This is a genomic window from Nitrincola sp. A-D6, assembly GCF_000764495.1.
Classification (GTDB): domain Bacteria; phylum Pseudomonadota; class Gammaproteobacteria; order Pseudomonadales; family Balneatricaceae; genus Nitrincola.
On sequence record NZ_JRLB01000117.1, the window covers coordinates 1 to 20,241 of the forward strand.

The following is a 20,241-nucleotide window of genomic DNA, read 5'->3' on the forward strand; positions in this document are numbered from 1 at the left end:
ATACCAAGGCGCTTGAGAGAACTCGGGTGAAGGAACTAGGCAAAATGGTGCCGTAACTTCGGGAGAAGGCACGCCGATGAAGGTGAAGGACTAGCTCCGTAAGCTTTTGTCGGTCGAAGATACCAGGTGGCTGCGACTGTTTATTAAAAACACAGCACTCTGCAAACACGAAAGTGGACGTATAGGGTGTGACGCCTGCCCGGTGCCGGAAGGTTAATTGATGGGGTTATCTTCGGAGAAGCTCTTGATCGAAGCCCCGGTAAACGGCGGCCGTAACTATAACGGTCCTAAGGTAGCGAAATTCCTTGTCGGGTAAGTTCCGACCTGCACGAATGGCGTAACGATGGCCACACTGTCTCCACCCGAGACTCAGTGAAATTGAACTCGCTGTGAAGATGCAGCGTACCCGCGGCTAGACGGAAAGACCCCGTGAACCTTTACTATAGCTTCACAGTGGACTTTGAATTTGTTTGTGTAGGATAGGTGGGAGGCTTAGAAGCGTGGACGCTAGTCTGCGTGGAGCCAACCTTGAAATACCACCCTGGCAACTTTGAGGTTCTAACTTAGATCCATTATCTGGATTGAGGACATTGTGTGGTGGGTAGTTTGACTGGGGCGGTCTCCTCCCAAAGAGTAACGGAGGAGCACGAAGGTACCCTCAGGCTGGTCGGAAATCAGCCAATGAGCGCAAGAGTAGAAGGGTGCTTGACTGCGAGACAGACACGTCGAGCAGGTGCGAAAGCAGGTTCTAGTGATCCGGTGGTTCTGAATGGAAGGGCCATCGCTCAACGGATAAAAGGTACTCCGGGGATAACAGGCTGATACCGCCCAAGAGTTCACATCGACGGCGGTGTTTGGCACCTCGATGTCGGCTCATCACATCCTGGGGCTGAAGCCGGTCCCAAGGGTATGGCTGTTCGCCATTTAAAGTGGTACGCGAGCTGGGTTTAGAACGTCGTGAGACAGTTCGGTCCCTATCTGCCGTGGGCGTTTGAGATTTGAGAAGAGTTGCTCCTAGTACGAGAGGACCGGAGTGAACGAACCTCTGGTGTTCCGGTTGTCACGCCAGTGGCATTGCCGGGTAGCTACGTTCGGACAGGATAACCGCTGAAAGCATCTAAGCGGGAAGCCCCCTTCAAGATGAGATCTCACTGGGCCCTTGAGGCCCCTAAAGAGTCGTCCGAGACCAGGACGTTGATAGGCAGGGTGTGTAAGCGTTGTAAGGCGTTGAGCTAACCTGTACTAATGGCTCGTGAGGCTTGACCATATAACGCCCAAGGCGTTTGGTTGGTGAGCTGGTAACAAGATTCGAAACAATAACCGAATCAAATGATCGCTACGCGGTTGACGCTTGTAGCGCTACAAGACAAAACAATCTATTTCAAAGCAGTCCGAGTTGTTCCAGTTTTGTCTGGCGACCATAGAGACGTGGAACCACCTGATCCCATCCCGAACTCAGTAGTGAAACGCGTCATCGCCGATGGTAGTGTGGGGTCTCCCCATGTGAGAGTAGGTCATCGCCAGGCACTTAATATAAAAGAAAGGGTCACCCATCAGGGTGGCCCTTTTTTTTATTATATTTGCTAGTTGACCTGCTCGCACATGGGGCCATACGTACCCAAAGAGCATGCTAACGGAGGTTATTACCCCATCACGACTATTTTTTGCTGCTAAAACCGATAATCGGGTAGAGCGGACAAAAACCAACCAAGCCAGTCACTAGTGGGATAACACCGATATAACCCCAAACAGGGAGAAAGCCTGTGACCGTCGCGCCAAGCAGCGCTACACCCACGACGATACGAAGAATACGATCTATACCACCTACATTGAATTTCATTGTAGTCACTCCTTAATGATTGAAATACTGAATCTATCCTCATCAGTATCCAGTGTCAGTGACTTAATCACACAGCAGCCGCCTGTTTCAGTGCCTCGATATCGCGTACACAAATTCGGCCACGTGACAACTGCACCAGACCGCCACGCTCGAACTCCTTGAGCATGCGGCTGATCACCTCCCTGGCGGAGCCAGATCCCGCGCCAGCTCTTGATGTGTGAGCAAGAGCTCACCATGCAAATCAATATTTGAGAGCAGGTGGGTAGCCAGACGCTGTTCAATACGTCCAAAGGCAATGGCATCTATAAGCATCAATAAACTGGTAACTCGCTCTGCATAGGCACCGAACACAAACTCACGAAATCCTTGCGAACCATGCAAAGCTCTTTGAAAGGTTAAGTTAGGCAAGGCAACCGCCTTAACCTGTGTTTCGGTAATTGCCTCGGCGTTATAGGGCTGGCCACCAAGCATGCAGGCGGTGGTTAGCACACAGGATTGCCCCTCCTCCACTCGGTAGAGAACAATCTCACGCCCACCCTCAGAAAGCTTTTGCACCCGAACCGAGCCTTCTATCACCAGCAGAAATTTACTGCAGTTTTCACCCTCGCGAAAAACCATCTCGCCGGCTGGTAACGTGATACAAAGCGCTTCCCTGGCGACCTGTCGCCAAACATCATTATCAAGAGAGGCTAGTTGCGAAAAATGACTAAGCCACTCTGGGTGTTTGCGCATAAAAAAGTCCTTGCCAGAAATGGGTTAAATGAACATGTTGTTGACTCCGGTATAATCGACAACCATTCATAATGGCGTCTTTTGTGCCAGTAATGATGATGCAGAATATGTGCCCGACCAAAAAAACCGAAAACAGCCAGAACCAAACAGTATAGATACAAAAATAATTCTTTTCATGAACGATTTATTGGGAGAATGTGAATTCTTTGATTCATTTAACCGCAGCGAACCACACGATAGTATCATGATGCGCCTCTAGCCCATGGCCTCCTGAATAGCCTCGATGATAGGATGTACTTAAATGCTGTAAAATGCTATCTCGCTACTTGGAGTTAAGAGATATTATGACTGTTACCTACATGTTAATTTCTGCTTTTGCACTCACCTGTGTGGGTTTACTTGTTTATATTGTTTACCTGCTGCGTAAGAGCAAGCAGCATAAACAGAAAGATCAAGAAGTGTCTGAAGCCTACGCGGCTTCTGTGCTTAAGCAGCGTACTTACCTTATAGACAGTATTCGGATTATTTCTCGTGGAATACTTGAAGAGCAGTGTCCGCTTGCTGAGGGCTGTATCCGGATAAAGGTTCTGCTTGATAACTTGTCACCACAACTACATCAACAGGACAAATTGACAGTGATTGAACTGGTCTATGCTAAAACAGAGCATATTCCGATGCTGGATGCATGGAAGCATCTTTCAGCTGAAGAAAAACGTAACTACCAGCAGGAACTACAGGCGCTGGAACAGCAGCATGCTGAAGCAATACGTGCAGCGGCAAAGTTATTACGTGATTATCCATTTGAGCAAATGGCACACTAATGGACTTCGTCATTGTTTTTATTGTCAGTGCTTTTTTTCTAATGCTGATTGGTGTAGCTATGGCGTTTGGCCGGTCACCTGCCTACAGGCCAGATCGTCAGTATGTGCTCAAATTAATGAAGGGTGTGGCAGATCGCACAACTTCAGAACAAGCTTGGGATATGTTGATAGGTTATCCGATCAGCCATGATCCAGAACTTGAAGATATTCGTCGGCAGATTGTTGATATACATGAAGGCAATGCAGACATTCCAGCTGCCCGTCAGGGCATTAATGGCTATATCTATGACCGTGAAAGTCGACAACGGTTACATAAGGTGATTGATCAGTTGGAAAAGCTAATTGAAGAGTCCCCGGTTATCCGCGAGTTTTGAGTATTTCAAAGCTTTTTCATCCCCTTAACTACCCTTGCTAGCTGATTATAAACACTCCATATTTTGCGTATATCCTGACTGATAACCGCCTTGCGTAATTGCTGTGCTATGTCCTCGATTTCTGGATGCTCAAATAGGCCTGCGAAACCATGTAACTGATGCGCGTTACGACCGATAGCTGTGTAGTCTTTAGCATAAATCCCTGATTGTATTTCTTTTAATTGACGCTCTATTTCCTCTTCAAATTCAAGCTTATGTTTGGGTGCTGTATCCAGTTTGTTGACTGGCTTTTTCGCATCCAGGGTGCTTAGTAGAGCATAAAGCTTTTCTATGTTAAGGGGTTTGATTAGTATCTTATTGATACCAAGTTGGTTGAGAAGTTGTTGCTCGCGCGATGAAATATTGGCTGTTAATGCGATAATATTAGCATCTGGGTGTTGCTTGAGTATCTGGCGTGAGGCTTCTATGCCATCCATATCGGGCATGTTGATATCCATGAGCACAATATCTGGCATTTTTTCAGTCACGGCTTTGATGGCTTGCTCACCGGTGACAACTTCACGGCTACTGATACCTGCCTGTTTTAAAATGCGTTTTATCAGTAAACGATTGTAGTCATTATCTTCTGCAATCAGAATTTCCAGTTTGTTTAGTTGATAATTTGTATAATCTTTTTCCTGGTCTTGATGTCCAGTATTCGCTAAAGCAGCGAGTATTTGTGTTGGCGAAACCGGCTTATTGAGTATATTTGCATTGATCTTTTGCAGGCAATCGCGACGAAAATTTGCAGGGAGTAATAAAATCAGCTTTGTACCTGGGAATCGTTGACGCAGTGATTCTGCTTGACGTAGTAATAGCTCAGCGTCAGGTTCAGAAGCAGAATGACTGAGCAAAATATGGCTAACAGCTTCTTCTGAACCAAGAATGTCTTCCAGGCGCTCACTTACGCGGCAGTGGTACCCATAGTGCTCAAGCAGGTGTAAAAGGCTCTTTCTGGAGGCAGCATTTCTTTCAACAACTACAATTGAGTATTCATCTGACTCCATTTTGATTGAAAAATCATCAATCAAATCCATGCTAAATAGCTCAGTTTCAGTCATCAGTGGTAGATTAATGATAAATGTTGTTCCTTTATCTGGCTCACTGTGTACTTCAATCTCGCCATGCATAAGTTTTACCAAACGATAGACTATAGCCAGGCCTAATCCAGAGCCACCGTATTTGCGACTGATACTGTTATCAGCTTGGGTAAAGGACTCAAACATTTTGTTCTTGTAGTCTGCTGAAATTCCTATGCCGGTATCGGTAACACTGAGGGTTAGTGTCTGGGTATCAGAATGATAGTCAGTATGTAATACAATATGCCCTGTTTTAGTGAACTTGATGGCATTACCGATTAGGTTGGTTATGATCTGACGAATACGTGTTGGATCACCAGATAAATGAACCGGTAAGTTGAAACCCCCACTAAAAATCAGTTCAAGTCCTTTGGTGTGTGCTGCGGGGGCCTGCATCTCAAGAGCCTGATGAATCAGTTGCTCTGGATGAAATTCGATTGTTTCAAGCTCAAGTGCGTCGGACTCCAAACGGGTAAAATCCAGTAGGTCATCTATGAGTGTTAGTAGCATTTGTGAGGTATGATCTATGATTTTTAGATAATGTGCCCGCTCCTGTTCGCCACTGCCCTCTTGTATCATCCGTGTAAAGCCGATTACTGATGTCAGTGGAGTACGGAGTTCATGACTCATACGTGCAAGAAAGGCATCTTTAGCCCGGTTTGCTGAGTCAGCTTTTTCATGCGCACGCATAAGCTGATGGTTTTTACGTTCTAGTTCCTGGAGGCTTACAGATAAGGCCTGTGTAGCCTGTGTGATCCGTGTTTCCATATGCCGGTTGGATTGTTCCAGTGATTTTGCCAGATCATTGATACCTTCCGCGAGCTGATTGAATTCAGTCGTTTGGCTGGTCGGCGCTCTGACGCCGAGATGCCCTCGTCTGAGTTGTGTAATAATGCTGGATAACTGTTTTACTGGTTGGCTAATTTTGCGACCAAAGTAACTGGATAGAGAAAAGGTGATTAAAAATCCGCTGAATATAATAAACAAGCTATTACGAATAATGACTAGTTGTTGTTCTCGTATGGCTCATCTGAGAATATTAGTGTTACCCAGCCTACAGTTTCAGCAGCTGTTTGTTCAGCAAAGAGCTCTGGTACGTTGTCTGTACGAATAGGCGCTGGCCTAACCGGGTGACTGAAGTACCAGTGTTTATCAATCAAACTAGAGGGCTCTGGAGGAGAGCTCACTGCCAGTTCAAAGGTGTTTTCCCGATAAATGATGTTGAAATCCTGATCCATGAACACAACATCGATTACCAGAGGGTTCTGCATTAAGTGGTGGCTTAATGGCCGCAGTTCTGCTGCATTGTTACTTAGAATGCCAAATTCAGCAGCTGCAGAGAGCAGTTCGCTCAACTCCTGCCCTTTTTCAAGCAAACCGCTACGCGCATGATTTAGTTGTGTATAAGTGAAGAAAAATCCGAGTATGCAGGTAATGATCAGCATCGGAATCAAGGACAGGAAAAGTACGCGCTGGCGTATGTCAGAATTAAACTGTGGCATCAGGGATGTACCTCAGTCAGACGCTTGCTCAGGAGTTCCTCGTCAGGTAATTCAAGTCTGAGGGTTCTGGCGGCCGATTGGTTAATCTTTAGCGTAAACTCATGGGGATAGGCCGGTTCAGGTATGATATCAGTAGTGATTAACTGATTCAGTACCTGACTGGTTTGCTGTGCCAGTTGTTCTGTTGTTGTATACATGGATACAACAGCACCCGCTTTGGCATAGCTGGCTGAGAATCCAATTAACGGAACCCGGTTCCTTAGAGTGATATAGAGTGACCAACGAGTTACGTTGCGATTGAAACCAGCACTATCAGGCAGTGATAGAAAAATGTCACTGCGTTGTATTAAGGGTGTAAGTACCTGAACCGGATTTTGCCGTTCGTCCAGGAATGCATGTTGTGCTTCAAAACCGGCAGCAAGACTCAGCGTTTCAAAAGCTTGTTGCTGATATACCGAGTTACTGCCAAAGACTGTGCCAATTGACCTTGCTCCAGGCGCGATAAGCCGAGCGAGATATATTTGGCGCTGTAAAGGCTGGTCCATAAACGTTGCGGTAACCTTGACAGTCTGTGCCGTGGCGCTGGATCGGTATTGAGCAAACATTTGCTGAAAGGTTTGAGATGGTAAGAAGGTGCAATAAACAATGTCACTGTCTTGGTGTATAGCGCGAAGAGCGGCTTCACAAGCACGCGCACCTATCGCCAGGATCAGCTCAGGTATAGGGCCCTTATTGTTGTCGAACTCGCCCAGAGTCAATATTTGGTGCTCAGGGAAGGCTTCGGTGTGTATGGCGTTTGCGAACTCCTGATAGACATGATGCCGATCACTCAGAAGTATTGTCAGGGTTTTTGAATGTGCGTGAAAAGAGGCTAAAGACAATAGACAAAGTAGTAGGGCGCCTACAAAGTAGCGGGCTGAACTAGCTAATATGAATTTTGGTCTTTCCCTACACATCCTGTCCGCCGTTAGTCCATTGTCAGTCTGAATTGCAAAAAGGCTCTGCGTTCAAACTCATTATCCTGATAGAAGGATTTATAGCTGCCGTGGATTGCGTTTTGAATGATGGCAGCTAGTTCCATTTTTTGCGAGGCAATATTCCATTCTCTAGTCAGTTTCAAGTCAACACGTTGATAAGATTCCTGTGGAGTCAGTGTCCCATAACTTGCGCGCCACCGTACCTGATCCATAGCATAATAGGTACTACTGAGATTGATCTCTTCTGTCAGTTGCCAGTTAAGCAGTGCTGACAGAGTGTGTCTGGGTGCAAGTTGTCCGCCTGGAAAATGCCTATAGCTTCCTGTTGATTTCCCTGATCCCAGTTGCCTGCACGGTTATCAAGGTAACTATAGTTAATAATTAACCATAATCGATCATTGGGTTGTAATTTTAACTGTGCTTCGACACCTTGATTCCGCCAATAGCCACGGTTCATTTTCATACCGGCACCATCGGTTTGCTTTACATTGACAATTGCATCAGATATACGTTCGTGAAAAAAACGCAAGTCAAGGTAGCCATTCAAAGGGGACAGGTTGTGCAATACACCTACTTCCCAGCTTCGGATACGTTCGGAACCCAAGTGTGGATTATAGCGGTCAATCGCGATGAACTGACCTGCCGGGAATTCAATTCGGTAGTTGCCCTTTTGCTCCAGCAATGAGGGTAGGCGTTCACTATGGCTGTAGCCAATGCGAAGACTGGTATTGTCAGTTATCTGTCGGTTAATAGCTGCGCGAGTAGAAGTGGCTTTGGCACCGCCAGCCTGCACTTCATGCATAATGCCGAGATTGGCCAGGAGCTTTGAGCTGAGTTGGAATTCGTTACTGTGAAACAGACGGTAGCGTCGGGCTCTGCTGTCTTGTTGCTGCAGTAAGACCGGACTGCTGGCTGTATCCCGGCGTAACCCTAGACCAGTAAAGCTGCTAAAGCCGGGGCTACGGGTTTCAAATGCCACTTCGGTGTCAATAACATGAGTTTCGCCATGCTCCCGATAACCCCTGAATTCTGGATTTAGTTGTAATAGCTCTTCTGCTATAGGTTGGGTTTGCAGTCCGGGCGGCAGATAGTAGGTTAAAACATCCTTTGCAGTGGGACGTGACTCATTGAGTTTCAGGTAGTTACGGTATGCGTTGATATGTAGCGTAGACTCTGCAGTGAGTAAGTGTGACCAATTAATCTGCTGATAGTTAGCCTGGTAATCAGAGCGGCTAATATAGTGCTGGTTATCAGGAAAACGATGGTAGGGGTAGAGGTAGCCTATATGTGTATGACCCTGATCGATACCAAAATGCAGGTTAACCGTATCCAGCAGGCTGGGAGCAAAACTCAAGTCAGTGTTAAGGTATTGTCGTTGAGCGCTGTCACTGAAGCCTTGGCTACCCGCATTGGATTCATGACTTGCACTTATTCTGTAAAAAGCATTTTGGGATTCACCGCTGTAGCGTAGATGTGCACTTTGTGTTTGCTTTGATCCCAGCGTGCCTGCAGCGGTAATTTTGGCTTCGGATGCCGGGTGCCGGGTAATAAAATTTATAGCACCCATGAAAGCATTGGAGCCGTGCGTGGCCGCATTGGAGCCCCTGACTATCTCCACCCGCTCGATATCTTCGGGACTTAATCCAAGTGAGGTCCATATCACAGTGGAAAGGAGTGGCAAATAGACTGAGCGTCCATTGACCATCACTTCCAGTTGATTGGGAAACTCATCGTTCATGCCGTGGTAACTGGCACCATACTTGTTCATGTTGACGTGAAATACCTGAAAACCAGGTACCAGACGTAACAGATCTGGTAGCGTTTGAGCGCCGGATGCCGAAATGGTGGCGCGATCCAGTAGCGTTACTGAAGCCGGGGTGTTATGAAGATTCTGACTTAGTCGGCTGGCAGCAGTGACAACCGGAATATCAGCCAGAAAATCTGCTTCATCGAATAAAGGCTGAGCGTTGGAATGTGCCAGAGTACTCATCCCTAACAAATACATCAGGATAACGCTGGCGGGAAATGGCTTGCCAGGGCGTTTAGTTACGTCATGCTCAGGAATTGGTGCTGCTGATTTAGATGCGATTAAAGGTTGTAGCATGCGGGTCCATCCACAATAGGTTCCGGTTAGATCGAAAATCTAGTGATATTTTAAACGAAACTGCACAAAAAAACGACGCTCAAAGTCGTGATAGTCGTAGAACTCCTGATAAGTAGGGCCAAAGGCGTTCTGAATGCTCAGTGACAGTTCCGCTTGTGTTTGTGAGTTTAGCGCCCAGTGTTTTGCAGCACGCAGATCGGTGCGGTTGTAGGCCTCCCGAGTATCACCCTCAAGCCAATGCATCTGATCGACAAAGTAGTGACCGGCACTCAGGTTAATGTCCGGACGTGGTTGCCAATTTAGAAGCAGAGAGGCGCTGTGGCGGGGTGCGAGTTCACTGCGGTTGAACTCTCGGGTAGACGTTATTGCAAAGCTTTTGGCTGTATTATTGACGTAGGCATAGTTTAACAGAAACCAGAAAGCATCAGAGGGTTGAAGTTTTAACTGAAATTCAGCGCCCTGGTTTTGCCATTCTGCAAGATTTTCACTCACACGGATTGTCCGGCCACTCATTTCATGTTCATCATAAAATGGATGTCTATAGGTAGCTATTCCATTAGTGATACGCTCATTAAAAACGCGCAGGTCGAAATAACCGGGTAGTGATCTGAACTTATATAGTAATCCAGCTTCATGACTCAGCATGCGCTCAGGTTTTAGGTCTGGATTTGGCCTGCTAATAGCATCAAATATTTGACTTTTATCGGGTGTGAGATAAATGGTTGATTGACTGTAGCGTTCATGTAAAGAAGGTAAGCGTTCGCTGCTGCTTACACCATAGCGTAAGGTTAGGTCTTGAGTAATATGTAGACTTAGACCTGCTCGGCCAGACGTCGCGCCTGGGCCTGACTCTTCTTTTTCATGCATAGCGCCTAAATTGATTGTATAGGCTTGATTTGGAATAATAACACTATTAGCAAAAAGCCTGAAGCGTGTCGAATGTACGTCACCTTGATCAAAGAGAGTGTCTCCTTTACCCGTATCCCGTCGGTAGCCAAGCCCTGCTGATGTCGATATTTGGCTTTGTTGGTGTGTGATTGAAAACTGAAAATCTTCTTGGCGTGTCGCACCATTCTCACTCAAAAGTTTTAGGCTAGGATTGCTATTAAGAATTTCCTGAAAACCTGCCTCTTCTAAAGCATATTTGGCGGGGTTTGCTAGCCAATCTTTATAAATATTATATTTGAATTGATTTTTAAAAATATCATCAATTGTTGGAGAGTCTTCAGATAAACTTAATTGATTTCTATATCCTGTTAATTCAAAGGTTAGGTTTGGGTTAATAGTATGTTCCCAGAAGATATGTTGGAAGTCTGATCGATATGCGCGCTCCGGTGTGACTACACTCCTGTATGTTTCACCTTTTAAAGAGCCAATTGTAGTATGACCACGATCTACACCCACTCTGATATCAATCTGATCTCTTAAGGTTGGGGCAAAACTGCCACTGAAGCTCAAATAGTCTCGTTTGGCTCCATCATTAAATCGTTTACTGCCAGTATTTTTTTCATGCCCTGCTGAGAGCCGATAATGCCCCATAGAGGTATTGTCACTAAAACGTAGATTGCTATTAGCTGTATCCAGTGAACCCAGTGTTATAGATGCAGAAGCCCTGGCTTCAGTCGCGGGATGCCGGGTAATGATATTAATGGCACCCATAAACGCATTGGAGCCTTGTGTGGCTGTGTTAGATCCTCGAATGACTTCTATACGCTCTATATCATCTAAGTGAAGTGCTAGAGAGGTCCAGTCAGGAGATGATATGAGCGGCATATAAACCGAACGCCCATCAATCATCACCTCAAGGCGGCGAGGGAAGTCATCACTGTGTCCGTGGTAGGTGGCGGCGTATTTGTTGCTGTTGACATGTGCTACCTGAAATCCCGGTACCAGGCGTAGCAGATCCGGAACCGTCTGGGCGCCGGATGCTGTGATGGTGGCGCGGTCTATGACCGTCATGGATACGGGTGCATCACTTTGATGTTGAGACATACGTGTGGCTGAAGTGACCATGGGTATATCGATCAAAAACGCTGTTTCATCCAGGTGCGATATGTCGGCTGTTAAAGCTGCGGCGTGAAGTACACCCGCTAACCCGGTCAGAAGTGCCGCTATACTGTTAATTTTTTGATGCTGCATTAACTGGGTTCGCCCATAACCGAGGGGTTGCAGTATTTATTCGTACTTTGGCATATTATGCCAGTTCCTTAATCACACTGCCCGGTTTTGTATACCCAGTCGAGTAAATTCTGCTGCATGCGTGTGCCGTGACCCTGGTGTGCTTCAGGATGATTGATCAGCAGAACCACCATAACATCTTGATTACATTGGTTGCGGACATACCCGGCAATAGCTGACACCTGATTGAGCAGGCCGGTTTTTAGGTGCATCTGCCAGATTTTGCCTCGTTACGGTATTGGCGGCGGGTAGTCCCATCTATGCCTGAAATAGATAGTGATGAGAGAAATTCGGGGCGTCTGGGGCTGTTCCAGCCGACTTGAAGAATCTGCCCAAGCTGTGTTGGTGTAATACGTGCGTGGCGGCTAAGGCCTGAGCCATTGTCGATAAACATACCGTTAGTCTCTACACCGGCGGATGACAGCACCTCGATCAGCGCGACGCGTGCTTTCTCTATTGTGGCCGGTTCTCCCATCTTGTGAGCGCCAAGCGTTAACGCCATATGCCGAGTCATGACATTGTGACTCCATTTATTAGAAACACGAATCAAATCGGCAAGCGGTCTGGAGATGTGGGTCATCAACCTTTGTTCATACGCCAGTGGTGCACCATAGTGGCTTAGCACCTGCCCTGTGAGTTCACCGCCCCATTGTGCCCAGTGCAGCCGGAAAAGCTCTGCAGCATTAAAGTCAGGTGCTACGGCGGTGCGTAACAGTTCGTAGTTACCGCAGCTCACCGGATAACTGCCACTGAATGTAACCCGGTTTTCGCCAACATCATAACGCACACCTCGTTGCCATGCGTCGCAGCTACCATTATTTGCAGGTGTGAGGTTATTCTCAATGTGCAGACCGGGGAGCGGTGGCTCAGCTTCTATACGAAGAGTGTTTCCATCTGGCAATATGTGAAAACGAATAGCGTTAGAGTTGACATGCAGCGCATAGGGAAGCTGGTTGTAAGCCCGGTAGGGCTGGCCATCAAATTCACCGGTATCACCCGGTGGCAGCATATAGTAACTGGCATCCAGAATGACGTTACCTTCAATACGTTTTAGGCCGGTCATGCGCTGCAGATCTCTTAACATGCGCCAGTGTTCTTCACTGACAGCCCCCGGATCACCTGTGCCCCGGATAATCAGGTCACCGCGTAGCACGCCATTTTCAATGGCTGCAGTCGCGCGTATATCTGTTCGCCAGGTGTAGGCAGGCCCAAGCTCAAGCAAGGCAGCCAAGGAAGTAGCCAGTTTGATAGTTGATGCCGGGTTAAATAGTCGATCCGTATTGTGGGCAACTAACGGGGTGTTACTGTCGGTTTGCTGTACCCAAATACCCATTGAATCAGCAGGTAAGCGCTGAGAGTCAATGACTTGATTCAGGCTGGTCGGTAGTTGTGCTACTGCTGGCAGTGCTCAGTAATGCTAACGACAGCGTACAGGCCAGCAGGATTAAGGTTGAAGATTGTAACACCCGCATTTTTACGCTCCAGAGAAAAATCATGTGTGCATTATGGCAAAGCAGCTCGTATACACAAGGTATTATTAGAAGCGCTGACTGAAATTCACATGTTCTGTTACTATGCAGTCAGTTGAGGAGTCTCCGTGCATGAGTAAACAATCTGAAATACCAAAGATAATCCGTTCGGGCGACTCTGTTCGGATAGTCGGCAGCTGGACGACGCTGTTTTTGAAGCAGCAGCAGCTGTTGCTTCAACTTGGGCATCAGTTACCACTGACTGAAGTGGATATCCTTGCGCTTGATACCAATGGTGCGGTGTTGCTTCTGGAGCTGCTAGGCCCGGATTCTGAAGCTTGGCCTCCCGGTTTGACACAGGAGCAAATCCGATTACTGACGCTGATAAAAGGGCGCCTGGCCGATGTCCCAGGCAGTGATAAACGCCTGAATCCATTGGCCAGCTTGGGGCAACAGACGTTGCACCTTGTTGTGCATGCACGGCAGTTGTTAGATTTCGCCGGTCAGTTGAGTGTGTTGCTGTTTAGTCTGATCAAGCACCCACGTCAGTTAAAAACTAAAATGTTGCTGGATGTTGTGCAGCGTGATGGACTAAATGCTGTGCCGATTATTGCCTTGCTGGCCTTGCTTGTTGGGGGCGTGATTGCTTTCCAGGGTGGGCTGCAGTTAGCTACCTACGGCGCTAATATTTTTGTAGTTGAGCTGATCTCGCTGATCATGCTGCGTGAGCTGGCACCCTTGATCTGTGCCATTATTGTTGCAGGGCGTTCTGGATCAGCCTACGCCGCACAACTGGCGACGATGCAGATGAACCAGGAAGTAGTGGCTTTGAAAAGTCTTGGCCAAGACCCCTTTGCCTGGTTGGTTTTGCCTAAGTTGCTGGGGTTGATTCTGGTGATGCCCCTGTTGACTATTTTGTCGATGCTTGCTGGTGTGGGGGTGGGATGTTAGTTGCCTCTTTGCAGCTGGATTTAAGTGCTATCGAGTTTATTCAGCGTTTTGGCTCTACCGTTGACCCAATCCATTTTTGGGTGGGCTTGATCAAGGCGCCTGTGTTTGCTTTGTTGATTGTCCATGTGGGCTGTATGCAGGGTTTCTTGCTAAGGGTGGTGCTGAGGCTGTTGGACATCGTACCACTCGCAGTGTTGTACAGAGTATTTTCCTGGTCATTATTGTCGATGCGCTGTTTTCTATATTGTTTGCGCAATTAGGTTGGTAATGGATATGCTGGAACGTAATAAAATTGTTGAGTTGCAAGCTATATCTACCCGCTTTGCCGAGCATGTTGTACATGAACAGCTCGATATGACTATCTACGAAGGTGAGCGTGTGGCGCTGGTGGGGGGGAGTGGCACGGGTAAGTCGGTATTGCTGAGTGAGATTGCCTTGCTGCGGGAGCCTGATGCAGGTGAAATCATGCTGTTTGGTCAGCCAGTCACTCAGCTCAGTGGTCAGGGCCTGGCTGATTTGCGTAAGCAGATCGGTATGATGTTTCAGCAGGGAGCACTATTTTCCAGTCTGACGGTATTAGAAAATATAATGTTACCACTGCGTGAGTATCAGCGCTTATCACAAACCTTATTGGAAGAGCTGGCAATGCTGAAGCTGCGATTGACCGGGCTGCCTGAGCAGGCAGCCCATCTCTATCCGCAGTCATTGAGCGGTGGTATGCTCAAGCGCGCGGCTGTTGCACGTGCATTGGCATTGGACCCTGCCTTACTGCTGCTGGATGAGCCACCGCTGGGTTAGATCCGGCCGGTGCATCAGCCTTTGATGATATGCTGCTTGAGCTCCATGCCTCGTTGAATCTGACACTTATTCTGGTTACACATGATCTTGATTCAATCTGGCGGGTTACCGATCAAGTGGCTTTTTTAGGTGATAAAAAAGTGTTGGCCAAACAGCCCATAGAAAAGCTTGTAAAGGATGATCATCCCGTAATTAAAGCCTATTTTGCTAATAACCGTGCAAAGCGTGCTGCTATCAGACTGGAGTCTACAACATGAATCCTCGGATAAACTATACGCTGGTCGGGGCCTTTGTTGTGCTGTTGGTATTAGCGGGTGTCGCGATGCTGGCTTTAATGACAAAAGATGACCGACAGGTACAACGGCAAACGTATATCACCTATTTTTCCGAGTCGGTTGCAGGGCTTAATGAACGTGCCACCGTGCGCTTTTTGGGGGTTCCTGTCGGTGTGGTAGAGCATATTGCACTGGATCGAGAGCAAGAGGGGCGTGTGCGTCTTGAACTGCGTATCGATCCAGATGTTCCTATTCGTGAAGGTTCGATAGCATCACTGCAGAATCAGGGCATAACCGGACTGCTGTATGTGGAAATACGCAGTGGCGATGTGAATTCACCCTTATTGGAAACCTCGAATAAAGACCCTGCTGTGATTCAAAGTCAGGCCTCCAGATTGCTACAAATCACCGAGGCACTGAATGAAACTTTGAATAAGTTTAATCAGTTGTCAGATAATCTGACTCAACTGACCCATCATTTGAGTCAGTTGAGCGATGAACAAATGCGCGCACAACTCAGTGGAGTGATGACGGCCGTGGCCAGTTTGTCGCAAACGGCTGAACAACAGTTGCAGCAACTGGATCCAGTGGCCTGGGACACGTTGGCTAAATCCATGACTCGATTATCAGAGTCATTGGTGCAGCAGAGTGAATCCTTCCCGGATGAGTTGGAGGCTTTTCGTGAACTCCTGGCTGAAACTTTCGGCGAGACCAATCGACAATTGGGTGCCATGTCACGCGACAGTCAGGTGTTAGCTCGTGAGTTGGCACCAGTCCTAAAGGAAACCCGGGCATTAACAGAAACACTGATGCGTGATGGCGATATATTGATTAGAGGTCCCGGGCAAATACCCGCAGGACCCGGAGAGCAAAAATGAAAATACTTACATGGCCGATGTTACTCCTGCTGGTGTTACTAACTGGCTGCTCTATTCTCCCTGAAAAAGGGCCGGCACCTGTACAGTTGCAATTGATGCCAGTAAATACAGGCGAACGTACGGCTGAAACCATCTGGTCAGCACAACGAGGTAGCCTGATTCTGGAGATGCCCAAGGCCACTACAGCTTTAAGTAGCCGGGCACTGTGGTATCAGACCGGCCAGCATCAACTGACGCCTTTTCGTGACCATATCTGGACGGAACCGCTACCAGAACAGATTGAGAGGATTGCGGCTGATTATCTCAGTGGTCAGTTGGAGGGCGTGAATGTTCTTACTGATCAGCCGGGTGTTGAGGGCAATTATCGTTTACGCATTAACCTGCATCAGTGGCACCTGGATCAAACCTCCCAGCGCTTGCTGGTTGTTATTCATGCCGATCTTATTCGGGCCAATGGCCAGCCAGTGGTCAGTTGGCAGTGGCAGCAATCCGAAGCCTTGCCAGAGGTCAGTGCCCAGGGCCTGGCTGCTGCTGGACAGGTTTGGTTGGGAAAATGGTTAGTTGAGCTGGGTGATCGCGTGGAGCCGTATCTTGAACTATAGTTTATTGATATTTAATTGTTATTTTATTGGAGCTAGCTGATGTCACAGCCTTTACCCCCTATGCGTCAACTGACTGAGTCATTAAGTACAGCAGGGCAGTTGACTGCCGATGATGTTCGGGCGCTGGCTGATGCCGGGGTGAAAACATTAATATGTAATCGTCCTGATCAGGAAGAGCCTGGGCAACCACGTACGGCTGAATTACAGACATTGGCTGAAAGTCTGGGTATGCAGTGGATTGATCAGCCAGTAATTTCTGGTCAGGTAAGGGATGAGCAGGGTGATGAGTTTGGTCGTATACTCGATCAATCTGCTGAGCCTGTGGTGGCTTTTTGTCGCTCTGGAGCCCGCTGTGGCATGCTCTGGGCGCTAAGTCAGCGGCACAGGGTAAGCGGTGATAAGTTGGTGTTGGCGTTGCAGCAGGCAGGCTATGACATGCCAGATTTTTTTAAGCGTTTAACCGATTGAAGGTCAGGAGCTAGTGGGTATGCATCCTCTTCCATGCACCTGATGAGCACTGATACGAAGGTTACATGATACAAACGATTCCCAGTCCGCGTCCGGTATTCAGTCTGTTGGTGGCTGGTCATCGCCAGCAACGCCTGGAGCGCAACTGGTTAAAATCAGAATCTGTCGCCCTGGATACAGAGTTGCTGCAGTCGTGTTTGCGGCATACGTTGTTTTCTATACGTTCGGCAGCTGCGCAAGCCTTTCATGAGGCGGCTGACGTGTACGCCCAGGAGCCCTTCAGTTATCGAATGCTGACAGGTGAGGCCTCGGGCATAGACCAAATGGCGGCACAGCAAGCGCATCCATGCGGCTATTCTCTGCAGCGTATTACGCCCACAGATACACCCAATACAGAGACTTTACCCACAGAACCAACCGTTGTGTTAGAAATGCATTCACCGATCCCGGATCAGCCCTTGTCACAGGAGGATTACTCCTTACGTGATAATCTGGCACTGAGTTTTGCTGATCTGCTTGTTGCTGTCTGGGATAAACAGGAGCCGATGCTAATCACCAGTGGTACGGCACGGGTGATCCGCTCAGCTTTACTCAGGCGCAAGCCGGTTGTGCTGATCTGTCCGGATAGACACCAGGGTTGCCCGGTGCTGATGTTGAGTCGTCAAGCTTCACTGACAGAAGCGCACCTGCTGGAACTCGAAACCCTGAGCTGCGATAGCGAATTGCTGCTGAATTTCTTTGCACCGGTTGAGAATGAAGCGTTGCTCAGCTCGGCATTGCAAGCTTGGATGCAGGTGTTGCTGGCACCCTTTATACCTGCAAAAAACAGTCAGTCAGTTGAAAATAAGCAACTGCAACAGATTAAGCAGCAGCAACCTGTGCTGATATATATCTATCACTGGCTGGCCTGTCTCTTTACGATAGGGCGGCATCCCCGGCCGGTATCGCTGTGCAGTTGGCTGGCAGGAGCTTATGTCTGGTTGCAGGTGATGCTTAACCCACCAGAGCGAACCCAGGAATCGCGATTACTTGAATTACTGACTCAGGAACCTCATGGCATTAGTTTGCGTGAACGTCTAATTAGCCGGTTACATCTGTTTTGTTCCGCTATTGCACGTCTTAACCTGACTGATCTGAAAGCGTCACTACGGCCTTCTGAGACGATTGCTGGCTATCATAAGGTGATACCGCAGGTTGCGATCAATAATCCTATCAAAGAACCGGACCTGGCAGTTATATTCAATTGGGCCGATCAACAAGCCGGTGTTTTTGGGCGGCGCTACCGTGATAGCATCTGGATGACTTATTATGCGGCGGCTTTTGCGGTGTTTTGCGCTGTTGCTGGCGCTTTAGGCATCTGGCCTGCCACTTTACCCGGCTTATTGATGGTTTGGGCTGTATTTGAATTTGTTCTACTGCGCTTTATCATCGGTCATGTACTCCAGGCACGTTTCCGGGACTGGCATGGCCACTGGATGAGCTATCGCTATTTGGCCGAACAATTACGCTACTTGCGCATCGGTTACCCGTTATTAGTCATGCCTCAAGCCTTTTTGCAGCCTACGTGGAGTCCATCGGGTAAGCACAGGGAAGCACAGCTCACTAGTGCTGAAAACTGGCTACTTCAACGTACGCTAGTTGCCGAGGGATTACCGCGAAACCGCGAGGGTGCGCCACGCTATCGTTTAACCGAACACAATCCGGCGATGGTTGACTATCTGCGCCAAGTGCTGAACGAGCATCGGCATTACTTTGCCCAGAGTCATGACAATCTTCACCGTGATCACATTTATCTGCATCGTTTGGCATTTGCATTGTTTTTCATTACTTTTCTTGCGGTTACGTTACACTTTTTTGTGAAAATATCCTGGATTCTGATTTTTACAGCCTTTTTTCCAGCCTGGGGTGCGGCCATACACGGTATTCTCAGCCACAATGAAGTGGTACGTATGTCGTCTCTGGCAGGTCAGGTCTGGGGAAAACTCAGTGTGCTCAGTGAGGCCTGTGACGATTTTTATCAGCGTAATGCCGGGCACCTGCCAGCCAGCGCACAGCAACAGTGGCGGCAAACTCAGGAATTGCGTGAACTGCTGGGTACCTTGACGCATATTCTCTCGGATGAGAATCAACACTGGCGATCATTGAATCGTCACAATCAGGCTGATCTGCCCGCCTGATCGGTTAGCTCAAGCCATTTTGATGGCTTGTATTGTAATTCAGAAGAGTTCCAGCAGGTGTTTGTCAGTCAGTGGCGTGACATCAACAGCAACAGATAGTCGATGTTTACCACCACCACTCATGACCCTTTTAGTGGGGTCACATCAGCAAAATCGCGCCCCCAGGCCAGGATAATATAGCGCTCATCTGCCAGTGTGCCGTTAGTGGGATCTATTTCCAGCCAGCCCCAGCCAGGAATGCCAACTGCCAGCCAGGCATGCGTGGCATCGGCGCCTTGCAGCTTGGGTTGCCCAGGGGCCGGGAGTGTTTCCATATAACCACTGATGTAGCGGGCAGGCAGGCCCAGTGATCGAAGGCAGGCAATGGCCAGATGAGCAAAGTCCTGGCACACCCCCTTGCGGCTTTTAAGTACCTCCAGTACCGGCGTGGCTATCGTGGTATGTTCCGGGTCATAGGTGAATTCGCTGAAAATCTGCTGGTTGAAGGCATATACAGCGTTTACCAGGGATACGCCGGGAGTAAAGGCCTTCCGGGCATAGTCGGCGAGCTGCTCGTGGCAGCGAACAAAATCTGAATCCAGCATCATCAAACGGGCATCCGGCATTAATAGCTGCCTGGTGTCATGGCTGTTTGCTGAACGTAATGCTTGTACCGCTTGAGTCCAGGGAAGACCGGTATCCACCGGAGGGAGCTGGCGTGGTAGTGTGGTGATCTGGCTGGTCAGGGTTACCTCCAGGTTGGAGTGGAGCTCCTGAATAGTAAAGTAGCTGACACGGTTACCAAAAAAATCCAGACGTTCCCGGATTCTGACCGGTTGCGGATTTATCTGCAGCCGGGTATCTGCTACCTTCTGCCAGGGAAGATCACGGGGCAGTATACGCGCCTCGTTGTGGCTCAGCGTAGCATCGTTGGTATAGTCATACCGGGTTGTATGGCGTAATTGATATTTCATAGGGCGAGGGCCAGAAAATCGGGG

At 48.2% G+C, this 20,241-nt stretch carries 19 protein-coding genes, 2 rRNA genes and 2 pseudogenes; 11 read left to right on the forward strand and 12 right to left on the reverse strand.

What is annotated here, in order from left to right; genetic code table 11:
- Positions 1 to 1,267: ribosomal RNA gene (locus LH51_RS18395) — 23S ribosomal RNA — on the forward strand; the annotation flags it as partial.
- A gap of 143 nt (positions 1,268 to 1,410) precedes the next feature.
- A 5S ribosomal RNA gene (gene rrf / locus LH51_RS18400) occupies positions 1,411 to 1,526 on the forward strand.
- 131 nt (positions 1,527 to 1,657) lie between these two features.
- Here rrf and LH51_RS18405 read toward each other — a convergent pair.
- From LH51_RS18405 to LH51_RS18410, 3 genes are all read right to left on the reverse strand, one after another.
- A complete protein-coding gene (locus tag LH51_RS18405) occupies positions 1,658 to 1,840 on the reverse strand; it encodes a YgaP family membrane protein (protein ID WP_036525103.1) in 183 nt (60 codons plus the stop codon).
- A 67-nt stretch (positions 1,841 to 1,907) separates the two neighbouring features.
- Positions 1,908 to 2,006: a hypothetical protein gene (locus tag LH51_RS21750; RefSeq protein WP_200882065.1), complete on the reverse strand. Its 99-nt coding sequence runs from the start codon at positions 2,004 to 2,006 to the stop codon at positions 1,908 to 1,910.
- Between the two features lie 8 nt (positions 2,007 to 2,014).
- Positions 2,015 to 2,572, reverse strand: a complete 558-nt coding sequence (locus LH51_RS18410) for a Crp/Fnr family transcriptional regulator (RefSeq protein WP_200882066.1) — start codon at positions 2,570 to 2,572, stop codon at positions 2,015 to 2,017.
- Positions 2,573 to 2,916: 344 nt separating this feature from the next.
- On the opposite strand from LH51_RS18410, the gene LH51_RS18415 reads away from it, so the two are divergent.
- Together LH51_RS18415 and LH51_RS18420 are read left to right on the forward strand one after the other, a co-directional pair.
- Positions 2,917 to 3,393: a DUF2489 domain-containing protein gene (locus LH51_RS18415; RefSeq protein WP_036525104.1), complete on the forward strand. Its 477-nt coding sequence runs from the start codon at positions 2,917 to 2,919 to the stop codon at positions 3,391 to 3,393.
- Positions 3,393 to 3,767, forward strand: a complete 375-nt coding sequence (locus LH51_RS18420; protein WP_036525105.1) for a hypothetical protein — start codon at positions 3,393 to 3,395, stop codon at positions 3,765 to 3,767. The genes LH51_RS18415 and LH51_RS18420 overlap by 1 nt, the downstream gene beginning before the upstream one ends.
- Before the next feature lie 5 nt (positions 3,768 to 3,772).
- Here the strand turns inward: LH51_RS18420 and LH51_RS18425 are convergent, their stop codons facing one another.
- The 8 genes and pseudogenes from LH51_RS18425 to dacB form a co-directional block, all read right to left on the reverse strand.
- Positions 3,773 to 5,653: a hybrid sensor histidine kinase/response regulator gene (locus tag LH51_RS18425; RefSeq protein WP_144244332.1), complete on the reverse strand. Its 1,881-nt coding sequence runs from the start codon at positions 5,651 to 5,653 to the stop codon at positions 3,773 to 3,775.
- Positions 5,654 to 5,677: 24 nt separating this feature from the next.
- A pseudogene (locus LH51_RS24990) lies at positions 5,678 to 5,872 on the reverse strand (HAMP domain-containing protein); the annotation flags it as partial.
- Positions 5,873 to 5,889: 17 nt separating this feature from the next.
- Positions 5,890 to 6,387, reverse strand: coding sequence for a hypothetical protein (locus LH51_RS18430; protein WP_036525109.1), 498 nt, complete (start codon positions 6,385 to 6,387; stop codon positions 5,890 to 5,892).
- Positions 6,387 to 7,268, reverse strand: coding sequence for an ABC transporter substrate-binding protein (locus LH51_RS18435; protein WP_036525112.1), 882 nt, complete (start codon positions 7,266 to 7,268; stop codon positions 6,387 to 6,389). The genes LH51_RS18430 and LH51_RS18435 overlap by 1 nt, the downstream gene beginning before the upstream one ends.
- A 343-nt stretch (positions 7,269 to 7,611) precedes the next feature.
- A complete protein-coding gene (locus LH51_RS18445) occupies positions 7,612 to 9,468 on the reverse strand; it encodes a TonB-dependent receptor plug domain-containing protein (protein ID WP_036525117.1) in 1,857 nt (618 codons plus the stop codon).
- 39 nt (positions 9,469 to 9,507) lie between these two features.
- Positions 9,508 to 11,607 (reverse strand): TonB-dependent receptor plug domain-containing protein, encoded by a 2,100-nt coding sequence (locus tag LH51_RS18450; RefSeq protein WP_036525120.1) that lies wholly within the window; start codon positions 11,605 to 11,607, stop codon positions 9,508 to 9,510.
- Between the two features lie 68 nt (positions 11,608 to 11,675).
- A complete protein-coding gene (locus tag LH51_RS21755; RefSeq protein ID WP_200882067.1) occupies positions 11,676 to 11,858 on the reverse strand; it encodes a hypothetical protein in 183 nt (60 codons plus the stop codon).
- A complete protein-coding gene (gene dacB / locus LH51_RS18455; protein WP_327125603.1) occupies positions 11,849 to 13,051 on the reverse strand; it encodes a D-alanyl-D-alanine carboxypeptidase/D-alanyl-D-alanine endopeptidase in 1,203 nt (400 codons plus the stop codon). Before dacB ends, LH51_RS21755 begins: the two co-directional genes overlap by 10 nt.
- A gap of 625 nt (positions 13,052 to 13,676) precedes the next feature.
- Between dacB and LH51_RS24995 the strand changes: the two are divergent.
- The 7 genes and pseudogenes from LH51_RS24995 (at position 13,677) to LH51_RS18485 (ending at position 19,264) form a co-directional block, all read left to right on the forward strand.
- Positions 13,677 to 14,334 (forward strand): annotated as a pseudogene (locus LH51_RS24995) (MlaE family ABC transporter permease).
- Between the two features lie 5 nt (positions 14,335 to 14,339).
- On the forward strand, positions 14,340 to 14,864 hold the full coding sequence (locus LH51_RS18465; protein ID WP_235263827.1) for an ABC transporter ATP-binding protein: 525 nt from the start codon (positions 14,340 to 14,342) through the stop codon (positions 14,862 to 14,864).
- A 29-nt stretch (positions 14,865 to 14,893) separates the two neighbouring features.
- Complete coding sequence (locus LH51_RS23205; RefSeq protein ID WP_235263828.1) at positions 14,894 to 15,121, forward strand: hypothetical protein; 228 nt, start codon at positions 14,894 to 14,896, stop codon at positions 15,119 to 15,121.
- Positions 15,118 to 16,017 (forward strand): MlaD family protein, encoded by a 900-nt coding sequence (locus LH51_RS18470; protein WP_036525122.1) that lies wholly within the window; start codon positions 15,118 to 15,120, stop codon positions 16,015 to 16,017. The genes LH51_RS23205 and LH51_RS18470 overlap by 4 nt, the downstream gene beginning before the upstream one ends.
- Entirely contained in the window at positions 16,014 to 16,619 is a 606-nt protein-coding gene (locus LH51_RS18475; RefSeq protein WP_036525125.1) for an ABC-type transport auxiliary lipoprotein family protein, read from the forward strand. The genes LH51_RS18470 and LH51_RS18475 overlap by 4 nt, the downstream gene beginning before the upstream one ends.
- Before the next feature lie 39 nt (positions 16,620 to 16,658).
- Positions 16,659 to 17,087, forward strand: coding sequence for a TIGR01244 family sulfur transferase (locus LH51_RS18480; protein WP_052063955.1), 429 nt, complete (start codon positions 16,659 to 16,661; stop codon positions 17,085 to 17,087).
- A 65-nt stretch (positions 17,088 to 17,152) separates the two neighbouring features.
- A complete protein-coding gene (locus LH51_RS18485; RefSeq protein WP_052063956.1) occupies positions 17,153 to 19,264 on the forward strand; it encodes a hypothetical protein in 2,112 nt (703 codons plus the stop codon).
- 119 nt (positions 19,265 to 19,383) lie between these two features.
- Here LH51_RS18485 and LH51_RS18490 read toward each other — a convergent pair whose 3' ends face one another.
- Complete coding sequence (locus LH51_RS18490; protein WP_235263829.1) at positions 19,384 to 20,217, reverse strand: transglutaminase family protein; 834 nt, start codon at positions 20,215 to 20,217, stop codon at positions 19,384 to 19,386.
- Positions 20,218 to 20,241 lie beyond the last annotated feature (24 nt).